Genomic DNA, 16,375 nt, shown 5'->3' on the forward strand with positions numbered 1-16,375 from the left:
CCTAGCTCCCGAGGCCCTCGGCCCGTCGCTCGCTCACACCCCGGTGGGATGCAAGCCGTGGAAGACCCCGTTGTAGAACAGCAGGGCGTCCTCGGTGTCCCGCAGTCCCACGTCGAGGACTTCGCCCAGGAAGATGGAGTGATCGCCGCCGTCGTAGGTGGCGGTCAGCGAACACTCCAGCCAGGCAAGGGCGCCTGCCACCAGCGGGGATCCGCTGCACCGGCCGGGGAACCAGTCGACGAGGTCGAACTGCTGGATGCCGCGCGGCCGGTGGCGGTCAGCGAAGTAGCGGGCCAGGTCCTCCTGGTCGGCCGAGAGCACCGATACCGCGAAGTACTTGTGCTCCAGGACGGCCTCGTGCATGGCTGCCTCCCGCAGCACGCAGATCAACACCAGCGGCGGGCTCAGCGACACCGACGTGAACGAGTTCGCGGTCATGCCGTGCGGTGCGGACCCGCCGGTCGTCACGACGGTGACGCCGGTGGTGAACCGGCCGAAGACGCGGCGCAGGCCGGTCCGGTCCAGCTGCGGGTTGCGCACCGGCGGCTCACCGGCCGGTGGGGTGAGTCCCGTGTCGTACATGCTGTCGGGAAGCGCCATCGGTCACTCACCGTTCGCGGCGGTGGCCAGCACCCGCAGCCGGGTCGCGGGCACGGTCCGGCTGTAGGCCTCCAGCGCCTTGCGCAGCGCGGGCGGTACCTGGGCCGGACGGGTGTCGGTGTTGGGCCCGCGCATGCAGGCGATCCGCTGCCGCCCCCGTGCGACCAGGTCCTCGAACCCCTCGCGCAATCGCACGTACTCGAAGCTGAACCCGATCTGGGTCTGCGTCAGGTCCTCCAGGCGCATCCGGATGGACAGCTCGTCGAAGGCCGAGATCTCTGCCAGGTACTCGCATTCGCACTTGAGCGTGAACAGCTTGAGATCGCTGCGGATGTCGTCGAGCAGGTCAGGGACGTGCTCGCGCAGGAACATCTCGCGGCAGCGACCCTGCCAGCGCAGGTAGTTGGCGTAGTAGACGTTGCCGACGAGGTTGGTCTCCTCGAACCCGACGAGATGCCGGTACTCGTAGTACGGCCGCATGATTATTCTCCGCTCTTGTTTCGATCGGTCAGCATCGCGAAAACCACGGGCTCGGCGAGCCCGCGCAGGCTGGTGCGGAACGTCGCGATCCGCAGGGTTCCCGAACTCAGCACGACCCACTGGTCGGCCCGGGGCCCCGACACCTCGACCAGTTCGGCGCGGGCGTGGCCGGCCTTGCGCAGGCATTCCTGCGCGCACCAGACCCGGGTCGCGGCGACCGACAGGTCCTCGCCGGACTCGCTGGCGATCAGCGAGGCCAGGGCGTACCCCACCGCCCCGAGCAGGCCGGTCCACTCCTGCGGCGACCGGGTCACCGCCGGTTCCACGTCGCAGCTGACGGTGTGCTCGTCAGCCACCGCGAAGGTCACCCCTGCACCGTGCGCGGCGGACACCTCGATGCCGCCGTCGGCCTCCGGCTTGCCGTCCGGCCGGTAGGCCAGGCGCGGTTGCCGGCCCAGTGCGAGCCCGAGTGCCCGGGCGGTCTGCTCGCGCCGGCCGGCGATCCCGCCGGCGGACGTGCCGTCGTCCGGCCAGACCACCGTGCGGAGCGGGCTCGACAGCACCGTCTCCGTCCGCCGCTCCAGGTACGGGCCGAGCAGTGCCGGCGTCCACGGCCCGGTGCCGTCCTGCTTGCGGACGGCCTGCAGCCGCAGCCCCTCCCAGCGTTCGACGAGCGCACCTCCGGGATCGCGGACGTCGACGTCGTAGAGGTAGGTGTCGCCGTCGCGCAACCGCTCGGCGGCATGCAGCGTGACCCAGTCGAGTGCCTGCACGCGGGCCGGATCGGCGAGGTAGAGGCGCTCGATCGCCGAGGGCAGCAGGGTCGCGTCGGGAACGCAGCACTGGATCGAGTGCATGACGGCGTCCCGGGTGCCCGGGTCGGCCAGCACCAGCTCGGACGGCAGGAACCCGCCGAACCACGGCTTGGGCATGGTGTTGGAGATGTCGGCCACGCACCGCTTGGCGGCCAGGTCGCGGTAGCCGAGCAGCCGCTGGAACCGGGCGCCCTGGAAGAGCACCGGTCCGTAGAGCTCCTCCATCGGTGCCAGCGGCACTCGCACCTCCGCAACCGCCGGGCCGGTCGGATCCTCCGGAAGCGACACGTCGAAGCGCAGCGTCGCCCGGAAGTGATCGGCCTGGAAGGCGGTGTCGCTGCTGCGGATCACCGCCCGCACGCTGTCCTCCCCGGTGGCGAGCACCGCGACCCTGATCGTGGTGGTCCCGGCGAGCGGAACCACGATCGGGCGCAGGAACTCGACATCCTCGAGCACCGGCGGGCCGGACTGCCCGGTCAGCGCCCTGGCCACCTCGGCCATCGCCTCCATGCCGAACACCGCTGGGAAGAGCAGGTCGCCGTCGAGCTCGTGGTCGGCGAGGTAGAGGTCGTCGTCGGCCGACAGGTCGGCGTCGACGACCAGCTCGACGCCCGGGTAGTGCACGCGGGGCCGGTCGAGGAAGCGCAACAGCGGTAGCTCGCCGGGCTCGAGGGTGATGGTGGGCAGGCCGCCGGCCCGGCCCATCACCACGACCGAGGTGGGTGCGTCCGGATCGGCGAGCAACCGGCGCAGCATGCCGACGCCCTCGTCCAGCGGGATCGGCGCGATGCCCTCGCGCATCAGCGACTCCAGCACGCCGAGCCGCTCGCCCATTCCGGTACCGGCCCACACCGACCACTCCAGGGCCAGGCACCGGCAGTCCGGGTACTCCTCCTGGAATCGGTAGGTGAGGTCGGTGAGCCAGTCGTTGGCGGTGGCGTAGTCCGCCTCACCACGCAGCCCGGCCCGGCCGATGATGCTGCCGAAGGTGATCAGCAGCCGCAGCCTTGCCGGGTCCGTGGCGGCGAGCACGGTCTCCAGGCCGGTGATCTTCGTCGCCAGGGTGTGCTGGAAGGAGGACTCGCTGAGGCTGGTCAGCGCGGCGGGCACGTTGTGGCCGGCGCCGTGCAGGATCGCCGTCACCGGCCCCAGCGTGGTGCGGACCTCCTCGACCGCCGCCCCGACCTCCGCCGCGGAGGTGATGTCGGCGCGGACGTAGCGGTAGTGCACGTTCGCCGCGGCCATCCGCGCCAGGTTCGCCGCGAGCTCCTGGTCGGAGTCCGGGTCAGACCGTCCCAGGAGCGCTATCGCCGCGCCGGTGGTACGCGCCAGGTCGAGCGCGCACTCGGCGGTGATGCCCTTGCCGCCGCCGGTCACCAGCAGCACGTCCTGCGCCCCGAGCGCTGCCGGTCCGTCGGCTGCGCGCCGGGCCGGCTGCGGGCGCAGCAGCGGGACGTGCCGGGTGCCGGCCTCGTCGTAGACGGTCTCGCTGAAGCCTGCGGTCGCGGCGACGTCGGCGACGATCTCCGGCACGATCCCGGCCACCCGGTCTGCCGGCATCGACTCCGGCAGCGGCAGGGTCACCAGCGTGGTGCTGACCGCCGGGGCCTCCAGGTGGAGTGTCTTGGCAAGGCCGGCCGCGCCTCGCCGGTCACCGACGACGACGAAGCGTCCCGGCGCGCCGGAGGAGAGCGCGGCGCGGGCGGCGTCCAGCATCAGCCCGGCGTGGCTCTGGTCGCACTCGCGCGGCAGGCAGAGCAGCACCCCGTCGCCGAGCCTGGCCCGGCGCAGCGCCATGCGCAGCGCCGAGGCGAGCGGATGCCCGTCACTGGCGAACAGCTGCCAGTCGCCGTCAGCCGGCGGAGCAGCCACCGGACCGCGCCCGGCCGGTATCAGCTCGACGGAGAACGCGCGCACCCAGGGGCCCGCGCCGGCGATCTCCACCGGGGCGGCCTCGTCCTCGCCGAGCGCGGTCTCGCCCAGCTCGTCGAGCATCTCGGCCAGTTCCGACAGGGTCGAGGTCGCGAAGGCCGACGTCACCAGCGGTGCGAGCAGGCCGAGCTGCCGGGAGGCCTGGGTGACGATCTGCCCGACGGTGATCGAGCTGAGGTGCAGCTCGTCGATCGGGTTGCTCTGCGCGCTCACCGCTTCCAGCGGCAGCTCGGCGCGTTCGGCCGCCAGTTGCCGCAGCAGGTCCAGCGTCGAGATGCCGTCCGTCGCTTCCGCCGGAGCTGCCTCGTGCGTCGCGGGGGCGGCGGACTCGACGGCCGCCAGCTCCGGCGCCGGCAGGGCCGGCAGGTCGTGCACGGGTGCCGACTCGCACGGGCTGGCCAGGAAGCGCAGCTCCTTGTGCAGCGGGAACGGGCGGGTGAACCGGTCGGCGAAGAGCTCGCTGTGCCGGACCGGCGCACCGAGCGCGTACGCCGCGCCCACCGCGTGCAGCAGGCCGGACAGCGACATGCTGTCGGCCTCCAGCGACACCGCGGGAACTCCGGGCACGATGTCCTCGACCAGCTTGGCAAGGATCTTGCCGGGCCCGACCTCGAGGAAGAGGTCCACCTCGTCGGCCATCGTCTGGACCGCCTCGGTGAAGCGCACCGGGTCGAGCACCTGACGGGTCAGCAGGCTGGGCACGTCGGTGTCGACCGGCAGGATGCCGCCGGTGACCGTGGAGACCACCGGCCGGGTGAGCGGCCGGAACCGTTCCTTCTGCAGGTGATTGCCGAACGCGGTGGCCGCCGGGGCGACGGCCTGGGAGTGGAAGGCGTGCGAGACCGGGATCCCGTTCGACGGCAGGCCCTGGCTGCCGGCCCGCTCGCAGACCCGCTGGACGGCGTCCGACGGTCCGCTGATCACCGTTTGCAGGGGACTGTTGTACCCGGCGATCACCACCGGTTCGCCGGCGAGCAGCGGGACGACGGCCTCCGGCGCCGCCATGATGCCCGCCATGGCCCCGTTGCCGGCGCTGGCCTGGGCCATGATGCGCCCGCGTGCCGCCGCCGCGCCGAGCAGGCCGGCTTCGTCCATCGCACCCGCCCAGTGCAGCGCGGTCAGCTCGCCGAGGCTGTGGCCGGCGGCGCTGACGGCGTCGATGCCGAGCAGGTCCAGCACCCGCAGGCCGGCGACGGAGGAGGTGACGATCCGGGGCTGGGCATTCTCGGTGGCGACCAGGTCGGCGTCCGCCGGCATCGGCAGGGTGCGGTAGAGCTCGTCGACGCCGGCGAACCGGCGCCGCAGCGCTCCGCCGTCCGCGCGCCGGCCGGCGCCCTGGCCGGGAAAGAGGAATCCGACCCGGGGCGGCCGTCCGGCGGTGCCCAGGAAGACCCCGCGCGCGACGTCGAGCACCGATCGGGCGCCGTTGTCCAGCATCGTCAGCAGCATGGCGAAGCGCTGCGCGGCCTCTTCGGGATCGCCGGCCACCACGGCCGCACGCAGCGGCCGGCCGTCCAGCTCGCCTTCCAGGGTGGCCGCGAGGTCGCCGAGCTCGGCGAAGGAGAGCCGCTCGCAGAGCCCGGCCAGCTGCCCGATCCGGCCGCGCAGGGCCGCGAAGCTCTCCGCGTCCACCAGCAGCAGCTCGACGTCCTGGCGGGACCGGGCCAGTGCCTCGACCGCCGGCCCGAGCCCGGCGTCCGGAGCCCGGTCGGCGTGCTCGAGCACGACATGGGCGTTGATGCCCCCGAAGCCCATCGAGGAGACCCCGGCGCGGACCGGGTAACCGGCCGGCCACGGTTCCGGGTCGAGCGGCACCCGCAGCGCGGGCCGGTCGCCGGCCAGCTCGGGATGGGGGTTGTGATGGCCGGTCGCCGGCGGGATGACCTCGTGGTAGACGGCCAGGATCGCCTTGAGCAGGCCGGCAACCCCGGCGGCGGCCTTGGTGTGGCCGATGTTCCCCTTGACGGTGCTGATGGCAGCCGGCGGCGCCTGCGGGTCGGCCGCGCGGCGCGCCGCGGAGAATGCCCGCAGCTCGGTCGCGTCGCCGACGGCGGTGCCGGTGCCGTGGCCCTCGAGGTAGCTGACGGTCTCGATGCCGAATCCCGCGGCCGCGTAGGCACGTTGCAGCGCGAGCTGGTGCCCGGCCGCCTCCGGCCGGGTGATGCCGCCCTTGCCGTCGGAGGAGTAGCCCCAGCCCTCCAGCACCGCGTAGCGGCGCAGGCCGCGCGCGACGGCGTCCTGGTCGCGCATCAGCACCAGCACACCGCAGCCCTCGCCGGGCCAGAACCCGTTGGAGTTGCGGTCATACACCCGCATGTCGCCGGAGGCGAGCGCGGAGGTCTTGGCGAAGCCGATGACCTCGAACGGGTCGATGCTGAGATCCACGCCGCCGGCGATGGCCACGTCGAGCTGGCCGGTTGCCAGCGCATTGGCCGCGGTGGTCACCGACAACAGCGAGGACGAGCAGGCACCGTCGACCGTGAAGCCCCCGCCGTGCAGGTCGAAGTAGTTGCAGATGCGCCCCGCGATGGTGTTGGCCAGCCCGCCGGCCAGGGTGTCCTCGTCGATGGCGGGGAAGGCGCTCTTGTAGCGCGTCTCCAGCCCGGCCAGGAACCCTGCCAGCGCGGTGTCGTCCCAGCCCAGCTCACGCAGCGCGGCGGTGACCGTGCGGCGCACGTAGGGCCAGCGCAGCCGCATGACGTTGGCGCGGCTGAACTCACCGGTCAGGGTGTTGCCGAGCACCACCCCGGTGGCCTGCCGCGGCAGCCCCTCGCCGCTGGGGAAACCCGCGTCCTGCAGGGCACGCGCCACGGTGTCCAGGGCCAGCCAGTGGGTCATGTCGGTGGACCGGAAGGTGCTGCCGGCCACCCGGTAGGCGACCCGGTCGAACTCGAAGCCCTCCAGCACCGCGGCCTTGCGGGTGTAGAAGCGGTCAGGTGCGGTCGGGTCGGGGGAGTAGTAGTCGTCGAGGTTCATCCGCTCGTCCGGCAGCCGGCGGAAGGCCCGCCGGCCGGCCAGCACGTTCTGCCACAGCTGGTCTGCTGAGTCCGCGTCCGGGTAGCGGCAGGCGATGCCGACCACGGCGATCCGATGGTCGCTCATAGCCGTACCGCCGTTTCCAGGTCGCCCGGCACCAGCGCCCGGGCGCCGATCTCGCCGCTCGGCTCGGCGGCATCAGCCGCGCGCCGGGACCGCATGCGCTGTGCCGTCGGCACCAGCCACCAGCCGATGCCCCGGATGGCGCACACGATCACGAGTGCGAAGAACAGGGTGTAGGTGATGTTGAACTCCATCAGGACTCCGTAGACGACCGCGACGCCGCTGCCGAACATGAACTGGGGGAGGGGCTTGGACGGCGTGGTGCCCGGGTCGGTGATCATGTAGTTGGTGAAGAGCACGAACGCGACCCCGGTCATGGCGCTCAGCGCGGAGAAGAGCGCCACGTCCCAGATGCCGGCCCGGACGAAGGCCTGGATGGCGAACCCGCCGAACCAGCCGACGATCAGCGGCACCTTGCGGGTGAGCATCGCGTTGAGCACGGTGCCGGCCGTGATGATGATGAGCGGGATCATGATCCGGAAGAACGTGTTGGCGTTCTCGGTGAACTGGTAGGGCGGCGCGATGCTGACCCAGCTGCCGAAGCAGACCAGCGACATCGCGATGCCGAAGTTGGACGGGTTCATGAAGTGCCGCATCCGCCCGTTGATGGGCGCCTGGAACACGTGCTTGCCGGCCACGCCCACGAACACCCCGAAGATGACCGGGAGGATCTGGTTGTTGGCGTAGAGCAGCATGTTCACGGCCAGGGCGGTGATGTGCGAGGGCAGCATGAACTCGTACACGCCGCGCACGCCGCCGCCGAGGAAGCGGGGCCGCCGCTGGTAGGCCCACGCACTGATCACCTCGAAGACGATCTCGGCGGTGTAGCCGGTCAGCAGGGCGATGAACGGCCACAACCAGGGCTGTTCGAAGCCGAGCACGACGTAGCCGAAGACGTTGAAGACCGACATCGACAGGGCGAAGTTACGCAGTGCGAGATAGCGTGGATCGGGCTTGGGCTTGGCAGGCTGGGCCACTGCTGGGCTCGGGGGAGCGGCGTCCGCCTGGGGGCGGTGGGCGACGGCGGTCATCGGTGTGCAACCTCCTGGGCGGAGCTGGTGAGCATGAGGGTGTGGACGCCGGGCTTGAGCGAGAGGGTCTGCTGGTGCAGGCCGCCCTCGGTGTCATGCCACTGGATCTGAACGGATACCGGGCCGGTGTAGGAACCGATCCCGAAGTGGACGTCGAAGCTGCGGAATCCCACGTGCCCGCCGCCGCCGTCGACCTGCGAGATCTGGCTGCCCTGCGGGGTGGTGATCCGGACGGTGGCGCCGTAGGCCGGCGTGCCGAGCGCCTGGAGTCCCTTGCCGGCCCCGGCCGGGTCGGTGGCCGGGCGGTAGAGCTGGAGCTCGAGGGCGTTGCCGCGGTCCGGCGACTCGTTGGTGTAGAAGGCCGGCGGTCCCCATTGCCGTGCGACCGCGAAGTCCAGGGTGCCGGTGCCGGTCGTGTCGCCGGTCGCGATGGCCCGGGTGGGGATCGGCACCGCGAGGCCCAGCTCGGAGTTGATGTTGACGTAGGTGCCTTCGGAGTTCCTGGCGTAGAAGGCCAGCGACTCGTTGCCCGACATGTCGTCACCGGGCTGGAAGTTGGGCCACATCGCCGGGTTGACCAGCAGGTCGTCGTTGGCGGTGGCCGCCTCCTGCAGCCAGTTCCAGCGGTTGATCTTGCCCTTGATGAAGCCGTCGGTCTGGATCACTTCCTGCTGGCCGTTGTTGAGGAAGTCGCCGGTCTTGACGTCCCAGCACCAGCCGGTCCAGGCCAGGCCGTACTGCTGGGCTTTCTGGGTGAACGGGGCGACGCCCTTGGCCAGCTGCCGGGCCATGTCGGCTTCGTCCTTGGCGTCGTTGACGAAGACCAGGTTGCTTTCCTCCAGGCCCCAGGCGACGTTGATGTTGCTGATCAGGAAGTCGAATTTGCCGCGGCTGTTCAGGTCGGCGAAGTCGACGCCCATCCCCTTGAAGGAACCGTTGCCGACCACGAAGGACTTGGGAGTCGTCGGGCCGCGCTCGCCCTTGGCCTCGGTGAACCGGATGGTGCCCTTGGTCGAGCGGTTGTACAGCAGGTGGCCGTGGCCGAAGTCGTTGGCGATGTAGACCTCGGGCAGTCCGTCACCGGTGAGGTCGGCTCCGGAGATCGCCAGCGTCCAGCCGGAGGAGACCTGGAACGGAAGTGCTTCCCGCTCTTCGACGTACTGCACGCTCGGGTGGGTTCCCGAGGTCGCGCTGTGCCAGCGCAGCACCCGGTCGCCGCCGGCGTTGTTGCCGGTGGACAGGCTGTTGGTCATCGAGACGTTCTTCAACCCGTTCGGGTCGAGCACGTCGGACTCGGGGAAGTAGTTGCCGATCATGATCGACGGGTGCCCGCTGCCGTCCAGGTCGGCGATGTAGGCGGCATCGGTGTTCCACCGGGGTCCGTGGTACCTGCCGTCGGCCGACTGCGAGGGCAGCAGCTCCTGTGGCAGGTAGGCACTGGCCGATGGGGTGGTGGCATCGGACTTCGGCAGGAACAGGATCGGGGTGCGGCCCCAGTACGTCACCAGGAAGCCGATCCGGCCGTCGCCGGTGAAGTCGCCGGCCGCGCAGCCGGTCGGCGCCATCGTGTTGTCGTAGGGCAGCGGTGCCGGGTTCAGGGTGAACGGGGTGAACCGGTCGGCGAGCGGCGCGGTCGGGGTGTAGGTCACGATGATCCCGTTGGTGCGCGGGTCGACGATGCACATCCCGTCGGAGCGGCCGTGGCCGGTGAAGTCGTTGATCGCGATGCTGGCCCCGACCGCGGAGATCCAGGAGCGGATCTTCTGGAACGCCGGGTTCACCTCCCGGATCGTGTTCATGTGCTGGTCGTTGTAGCCGGGCGGCAGCGCGATGGGCAGTTCCCGGAACTTGTAGTGGGCGGCAGTCTGCGAAGCGCCGGACACGGCGACCGCGGAGTTAGCGCCGACGTACAGCGCCGCGCCGACCACTATTGCAAGTACTCCGGGGAGCAGCCGGCGCAGACGTGTGTTCAAGCGCACTGCGGTCTCCTTTCGAGAAACGGTCAAAGGGCAGGCTCTGCCGCAGCGGGTGCCGGAGCCGGCACCCGCTTGCCGCACAGCAGAGGGATAGGGGGAAAGCTCAGCCGACCGCGCTCGGCGAGGCGGTGGCCGGCACGTCGTCTACGAATTCGAAGGCGCCCGGCTCGTTCGCCGACGGCACGGCAGCCGGCACCGGTGTCACGAGTTCCTGGTGCGCCTCGAGTGCCGGCGCGGTGTGCTGCCAGTCGCGGTTGTCGGCGAAGAAGACGTCGCGTACCGCCGAGACGCTGTTCCGCACGGCCTGGCGGACCTCGTCGAGCACGAAGTCCGCACCGCTGCGGGTGTAGGTGGTCAGCGGGAAGGTGCAGTTGTCCCGGTACACCGCGTCGCCGTGCCTGCGGTACCAGAGCACGTGCCGGGCACCGGGAAGCAGCGTGAAGGTCGCCGTCGCGGTCTTCCTGGGATCACCGAAGCCCATGTAGGGCGGCAGGAAGTCGGCGGTGCGGAACCGGGCGAAGATGCGGTCGCTCACCTCCTGGTAGCTCAGCCGCCCCGCGAGGGCCGCGTCCATGTCGGCGCGCGAGGCCTGGACGAGCTCGACCACGCCCGGCAGGTGGCTGGCGAGCACGCCCATCCTGCTCGGCTCGGTGGTCTTCTCCAGGTAGGAGCGGTCCTTGGTCTTCTGGTAGCGCATCAGCAGCGACAGCGGGCCGAAGGTGCCGAGCAGGCTGCCCATCACCCAGTTGCGGTTCCACGCGTTCCAGGTCTCGTAGCTGGCGAACGAGTCGATCGATCCCGACACCACCGAGTCGTAGTGGTCGAAGCCGCGGTTGACCACGTCCTCCATGAACTTGAACCGCTCGACGGCGTAGTCGTTCTGCGCGACGGCCTTGAGCAGCTCGTCGGCGATGAGGTCGACCGCGATGATGAGGACCGACATGCCGCTGGAGTACAGCGGGTCGATGAAGGCCGCCGCGTGCGGGAGCTGGATCAGCCGCGGCGCGATCAGGTGCGGCGAGGAGTACTGGATGCGGCCCGACCTGATCCAGGGCCGCGCGGGGCGCGCGTCGGCGAAGTGCCGTGCGATGGTCGGGTAGGCGGAGATGATCCGGTGGAACTCCTGCTCGGGAGTGCCGTGCGGCTCGGGGTACTTGCGCCGGTCGAGCATCAGCCCCACGCTGGTCAGCGGGTTGGTGGCGTCGCGGTGGTTGCTGAACGGAATGACCCACATCCAGCCGCCGTCGAAGACGTGGTGCATGGTGGACTGGCCGAGCGGGGAGAGCAGGCCGTCCCGGTCGTTGGGACCCAGCAGCAGGTCGGCGCTGCGGACGCCCATCATGTGGGTGTAGATGGCTCGGGTGTCGGTACGGAAGCGCGGTACCTCGTCGCGCATGCCGAGCTGGTCGGAGACCATCGACCGCATGCCCGAGGCGTCGATCAGCAGCTTGGCGCGGTAGGTCTCGCCGGAGACCGCGTGCAGCTCGACCTCGTCGTCGCCGAAGGCGATGTCGGCGATGCGGGTCTGGGACAGGAACGTCGCGCCGTACTTGACGGCGAGCTCTGCCAGGTAGGCGTCGGTGTCCTGGCGGAACAGGTGCGAGTCGGGGCCGACGGGCGGTGCCAGCGTGCCGAACTGGTTGATCTCCTCGGGCCGGTTCTCCTCACCGAAACGGTGGTACATGAAGCCGAAGGAGCGCTTCACGCCGCAATTGCTGCTGACATGCCTGCGCAGCTTGTGGAAGGTGCCGATCCACCCGATCTCGGGCACGCCGTATTTCTCGGCGACAATGCGCAGGCGCAGGCCGGTCTCGGGAATCAGCGATTCACCGATGGTGAATCTCGGGTGGCTGGCCCCCTCCAGTAGCAGGGTCGATACCCCGTGCCGGGCAAGGATGCACGCGAGCATTGAGCCGCCGATTCCCGAACCGAGAATCGCCACTTCATATCGCTGGGTATCCATATTTTCCTCAAAGATTTGTGATTGGTCATGGCGGGTATTCGTGCCAGCGCCGGTCGGCCGTGACCAGCATGGTGCCCGTACCAGCGTCCGGGCTTCTCTTGCGTTGCCGACCGCAATCTCAAAGTGGCGGTGTGCAATTCTGGCTACGCCACGGCCCCGAAGCCGGCCGGAGCACGCTCGAATACGGCCCAGAGCACGCTCGAATACGGGCCGGAGCACGCTCGAATAGCCGGCGGCGAGCCGGCCGGGTTTCCTCTGACGACGGCACGTCCCGCGCGGCATCCGGGAGCGGCGCCGCCCTGCCGAGCTCGGCGACGGGCCTCAGGGAAAGCGGATCTTGCGGAGGAACGGGGCGAGCAGCCAGGGCCGCGGTCCCCGGACCCGCACCGAACCGGTCATCGCCGCCCTGGCCCAGGAGATCCGGTGGAAGAGTGCCAGGCTCAGGGCAGCGGGCCTGAAGTACACCCGGACATCGTTGTCGCGGCTGGGCTCCTCGACCCAGGACCGGCCGGTGTCGAGAACCATGGTGACGGCAGCGGTGTAGTCGGAGCGGAACTGCACCGCGATCCGGCCGGGCCGTACCGGCCGGTCGTCGTCGAGCAGGTGGCCCGCGCCGGTGCGGGCGATCTCCACCAGGAAAAGCTCGAAGAACTGCGCGGCGTACGCATGCGGTACCTGCCACGGCCGGCCGACCGCGCGGGCGATGTCACGGCCGTGCAGGAGCAGCTCGTTGGTCAGGTGGGCCAGCAGGCCGGCCAGCGGGAGCGTCGAGGCACCGAGCCAGTCCACGGTCCTGGCCGGGTCGGCGGTGTCGGTGAGGCGCAGGATCTCCTCGACGGAGGACCGCAGCCCGTGCACGATCGTGCCGGGGTTCCGCTCGGGGTAGGAGCGCAGCATCGCCGAGTTCAGCCCGGCATGGATGTTGTCGACCGTGGTCGCGGCGATGCGCTGGGAGATGTTCGACAGCGGGAATGGCGTGCGCTGCGATCCCACCAGAGCGGTGTTGAGCCAGGCGATGGCCGCGACATGGGCCGCGGTGTCGGTCACCGTCCAGTCAGCCGTCGCCATGGCCCGCGGGTCGGCGGATTCGACCAGGGTGCTGAAACGGTCGACGGTGTCTTGCACCGCGGCGCGTGCTGCCTGCCATTTCTCCAGTGTTATGTTCCTTGCTCGGTAGGGTTGATACCGCGTTTCGGTCATCGCCAACCTCTCCAGCCGCGGATGGAAACCCGGGCGATTTGCGAGTCCAGTGTGGCTCGGCGTAGGAGCGGAAGTTCTTTTGTCGTGCTGTGGCGTTGCTTGCAATACGGCCGGCCGGAGCAGTCGTGCGGGATTGATCGCACGGGCGGATTTCGCCTTCGATAAACGCTGTGGCAGGGCACGTTCGAAGTAGTCGCTTGCCGACTTTCCCGCCGACGATTTCCTGCGTCAAGGATAGGAATAACCCGTGCTCGCCCATGCTGCTTGCGCAACCTATCGAATCGGTGAGGAGACGGCGTTGGCTCGAGCGACCGCTGGGCTCGGCACGGAAATGCCTGCCACGGCACTGCGCGCCGTGCGGGTCGGCGGCATTCTGCTCGGCCACGGCCTGGTCTTCGGGCCGGTCGCGCTCGGGGCGCGGCTGCTGCGCCGGCGGTGGGCGGGCGGCGGCGAGCGGCTCTCGGCGTTGCTGGTCGCGCTCGGCCCGTCGTACATCAAGATTGGCCAGTTGCTCAGTACCCGGCGCGATCTGCTGCCGGAGCGGGTGTGCACGGCGCTGGGCCGGCTGGGGGACTCGACGCCTCCGCCGCCGCGGGCCGCCCTGCAAGAGGCGGTCCGGAGTGCGTACCGGGGACGGGAGTGGCCCTACGCCGAATTCGACTGGACACCGGTCGCCGCCGGCAGCATCGCGACCGTCCATCGCGCCCGGACCCGCGACGGGCGGCAGGTGGCGGTGAAGGTACGCAGGCCGGGCATCGAGCGCATCATGCGCCAGGACTTCCGGCTGACCTCGCTGGCCGTCGGCGCCGTGGCATGGCTGCCGCAGCTGCGGTCCATGCCCGTCGGGGTGATGCACGCCCAGGTGGGTGGGGCGATCCTGCACCAGCTGGATCTCCAGGCGGAGGGCGCCGCACTCGAGCAGCTGCGCGCGAACCTGGCGGAGTTCGACTGGATCCGGATTCCGGCGGCGCTTCCCGAGCTCTCCTGCGACGACGTGCTGGTCATGGAGTACCTGGACGGGCTGGTCCGGCTCGCACCGCAGGCCCTGTCGAAGGACGCGCGCGACATCGCGGCCCGCCAGGTGATGTCGGTGGTCTACGAGATGCTCTTCGTCGACGGGCTGGTGCACTGCGACCTGCACCCGGGCAACCTCTACATCAATCCGGACGGTTCCCTGGTCATCCTCGACGCCGGCTTCGTGATCCAGCTTCCGGACAAGGTGCGGGCATCCTTCGCCGACTTCTTCATCAACCTGGCCATGGGCAACGGCCCGCTGTGTGCCCACATCATGATCGAGAGCGCGGCGAGCATCGCGCCGGGCTGCGATCTCGACGGGTTCCGTGCGGACCTGACCGCTCTGGTCAAGGAGGCGGCCGGGGCCCGTTCCGGTGAGTTCAACCTGGCGAAGTTCGCCGGGCGGCTCTTCCTGCTCCAGCGAACCTACGGTCTTTTCCCGGTTCCGGAGTTCGCGTTCCCGCTGCTGTCACTGCTGGTGGTCGAGGGAATCGTGCAAGGACTCAATCCCGAACTGGATTTCCAGGCAGAGGCGATACCCGTACTCCGCCGAAGGAACATGCCACGCGCTTCGGTCGGCTAACGAGAGGAAATGGTGTACAGATGGATGGAAATTCAGGGGTCCGGGTTCCGCTGGTAGACGAGGCGGACGCGACCGGACAGCTGGCAGAGCTCTACGCGCGTGCCAAGCAGGTGACCGGCCTGGAGTTCGTACCCGACATGTTCCGGCTGGTGTCGTCGCGGCCGGAGCTGCTCGAAACCATGCTCGCCGGCTTCAACGGCGTCTTCAACCACGGCAAGCTGCCCCGCCAGACCCGGGAGCTGATCTCGGCCTGGACGTCGAAGGTGAACCAGTGCCCGTACTGCGTCGGGACGCACAGCTTCTTCCTGCAGGTCTTCGGCGGCAGCGCGGAACTGGCCGAGGCGATCTCGGCCGCCAACTCGCCCGACGACCTCCCGGTGGACGAGCGCACCAAGGTGCTGCTGCGCCTGCTGACCAAGCTCAGCCACAGCGCCTACCGGATCACCGACAGCGACTGGCAGCTGGCACTGGATGCCGGCTGGACCGCCGACGACCTGCTCGAGGCGTTCTTCTGCGCGGCGCTGTTCAACTTCATCACCCGCCTGGTGGACGGCCTCGGGCTCGGCACCACGGTGACCCGGAGCCGGATCTCCCAGCAGGAGCTGCCCGATGCCGCGGAGCCGGCTGAGGCCGCTCCGGCCGTGTGAGACGGAGCCTGACCATGAATTCCTCCCGCGCGGTTCTCATCACCGGGGTCTCCTCGGTGAGCGGGCTTTCCTCCGGTACCGGCAGGGCGCTCGCCCGGCGGCTGCACCGGGCAGGATGGCCGGTCTATGCCAGCGGCCGGAGCCTGGACGGCCTCAAGGACCTGGCGGAGGAGGGCATCACCACCCTGCGCGTCGACGTGACGGACGAGGAGTCGATGGTCGCGGCGGTGGAGCGGATCACCGCCGAGCACGGCGCGGTCGGCGTGCTGGTCAACAATGCCGCCTACAGCCTCAACGGCACGATCGAGCAGACGCCGATGGAGGAGGTCCGCCGCCAGTTCGAGACCAACGTCTACGGGCTGTCCCGGATGACCCAGCTGGTGCTGCCGGGCATGCGGGAGCAGCGCTCGGGCCGGATCGTCATCATGTCCTCGATCTTCGGGCTCTTCGCGACCCCGGGGCGTGGCTACTACGAGGCCACCAAGCACGCGCTGGAGGCGATCGGCGACTCGCTGCGGCTGGAGGTGAGCCGCTTCGGGATCGAGGTCGTCATCATCGAGCCCTCGCCCATCCTCGGTGCCTTCGTTCCCACCACGGTGGGCGATCTCGGGCTGGCTCCGGGCTCTACCGACAACGATCCGTACGGCGATTTCTGGGAGCGCTTCGTCACCTGGCACGGCGCCTACCGGGAGGTCGAGCATCCGAAGGGCCGCGGCCGGCTGTCGCTGCGCTCGGGCCAGGTGGCCGAGGTCGTCGAGAAGGCGATCACCGAGCCGAACCCGCGGATCCGCTACCGCATCGGCATACCGGTGCGGCTGCTGCGCCCGCAGCGGGTGATCTTCGGGGAGCGGGCCTGGGAGAAATTCATCCGCACATTCTTCCCGACCCCGTAGCTGAGTTAGTTCAAAATTAAAATTATCCATTTCATTGACGCCTGGCAGCCTTTGTCGGTAAGCAGGGGAATGCCGCGGCGCTGGGACCAGAAAACACGTGAGGCACTGTCGGGCCGTCAATCCAACCTGGCGGCACCGCACG

Annotated in this window: 10 protein-coding genes; 3 read left to right on the forward strand and 7 right to left on the reverse strand. The window is 69.9% G+C overall.

From position 1 onward, the window contains the following. Window positions 1-33: 33 nt before the first annotated feature. From VLJ82_RS09120 to VLJ82_RS09150, 7 genes are all read right to left on the reverse strand, one after another. Window positions 34-600, reverse strand: a complete 567-nt coding sequence (locus tag VLJ82_RS09120; RefSeq protein ID WP_408663020.1) for a flavin reductase family protein — start codon at window positions 598-600, stop codon at window positions 34-36. A gap of 3 nt (window positions 601-603) precedes the next feature. After that, the gene (locus VLJ82_RS09125; protein WP_408663021.1) at window positions 604-1,080 is read right to left on the reverse strand and encodes an acyl-CoA thioesterase; all 477 of its coding nucleotides are present in this window, start codon (window positions 1,078-1,080) and stop codon (window positions 604-606) included. 2 nt (window positions 1,081-1,082) lie between these two features. Next, complete coding sequence (locus tag VLJ82_RS09130) at window positions 1,083-6,929, reverse strand: SDR family NAD(P)-dependent oxidoreductase (RefSeq protein ID WP_408663022.1); 5,847 nt, start codon at window positions 6,927-6,929, stop codon at window positions 1,083-1,085. Next, complete coding sequence (locus tag VLJ82_RS09135) at window positions 6,926-7,957, reverse strand: enediyne biosynthesis protein (RefSeq protein WP_408663023.1); 1,032 nt, start codon at window positions 7,955-7,957, stop codon at window positions 6,926-6,928. Before VLJ82_RS09135 ends, VLJ82_RS09130 begins: the two co-directional genes overlap by 4 nt. Next, window positions 7,954-9,930, reverse strand: a complete 1,977-nt coding sequence (locus VLJ82_RS09140; RefSeq protein ID WP_408663024.1) for an FG-GAP-like repeat-containing protein — start codon at window positions 9,928-9,930, stop codon at window positions 7,954-7,956. The genes VLJ82_RS09135 and VLJ82_RS09140 overlap by 4 nt, the downstream gene beginning before the upstream one ends. Before the next feature lie 106 nt (window positions 9,931-10,036). Next, window positions 10,037-11,842: an NAD(P)/FAD-dependent oxidoreductase gene (locus VLJ82_RS09145; RefSeq protein ID WP_408663025.1), complete on the reverse strand. Its 1,806-nt coding sequence runs from the start codon at window positions 11,840-11,842 to the stop codon at window positions 10,037-10,039. A gap of 375 nt (window positions 11,843-12,217) precedes the next feature. Further along, window positions 12,218-13,021, reverse strand: a complete 804-nt coding sequence (locus tag VLJ82_RS09150) for a hypothetical protein (protein WP_408663026.1) — start codon at window positions 13,019-13,021, stop codon at window positions 12,218-12,220. A 322-nt stretch (window positions 13,022-13,343) separates the two neighbouring features. Here VLJ82_RS09150 and VLJ82_RS09155 point away from each other — a divergent pair, with 322 nt between their 5' ends. Genes VLJ82_RS09155 through VLJ82_RS09165 form a run of 3 tightly spaced genes read left to right on the forward strand, consistent with a single transcriptional unit; the run spans window position 13,344 to window position 16,233 of the window. After that, window positions 13,344-14,693: an ABC1 kinase family protein gene (locus VLJ82_RS09155; protein WP_408663027.1), complete on the forward strand. Its 1,350-nt coding sequence runs from the start codon at window positions 13,344-13,346 to the stop codon at window positions 14,691-14,693. A gap of 20 nt (window positions 14,694-14,713) precedes the next feature. Further along, window positions 14,714-15,340 carry a carboxymuconolactone decarboxylase family protein gene (locus tag VLJ82_RS09160; RefSeq protein ID WP_408663028.1) on the forward strand — a complete coding sequence of 209 codons (627 nt, stop codon included), beginning with the start codon at window positions 14,714-14,716 and terminating at the stop codon, window positions 15,338-15,340. A gap of 14 nt (window positions 15,341-15,354) precedes the next feature. Beyond that, window positions 15,355-16,233, forward strand: coding sequence for an SDR family NAD(P)-dependent oxidoreductase (locus VLJ82_RS09165; RefSeq protein ID WP_408663029.1), 879 nt, complete (start codon window positions 15,355-15,357; stop codon window positions 16,231-16,233). Window positions 16,234-16,375 lie beyond the last annotated feature (142 nt).

This window comes from Jatrophihabitans sp., from assembly GCF_035474675.1.
Classification (GTDB): domain Bacteria; phylum Actinomycetota; class Actinomycetes; order Mycobacteriales; family Jatrophihabitantaceae; genus Jatrophihabitans_A.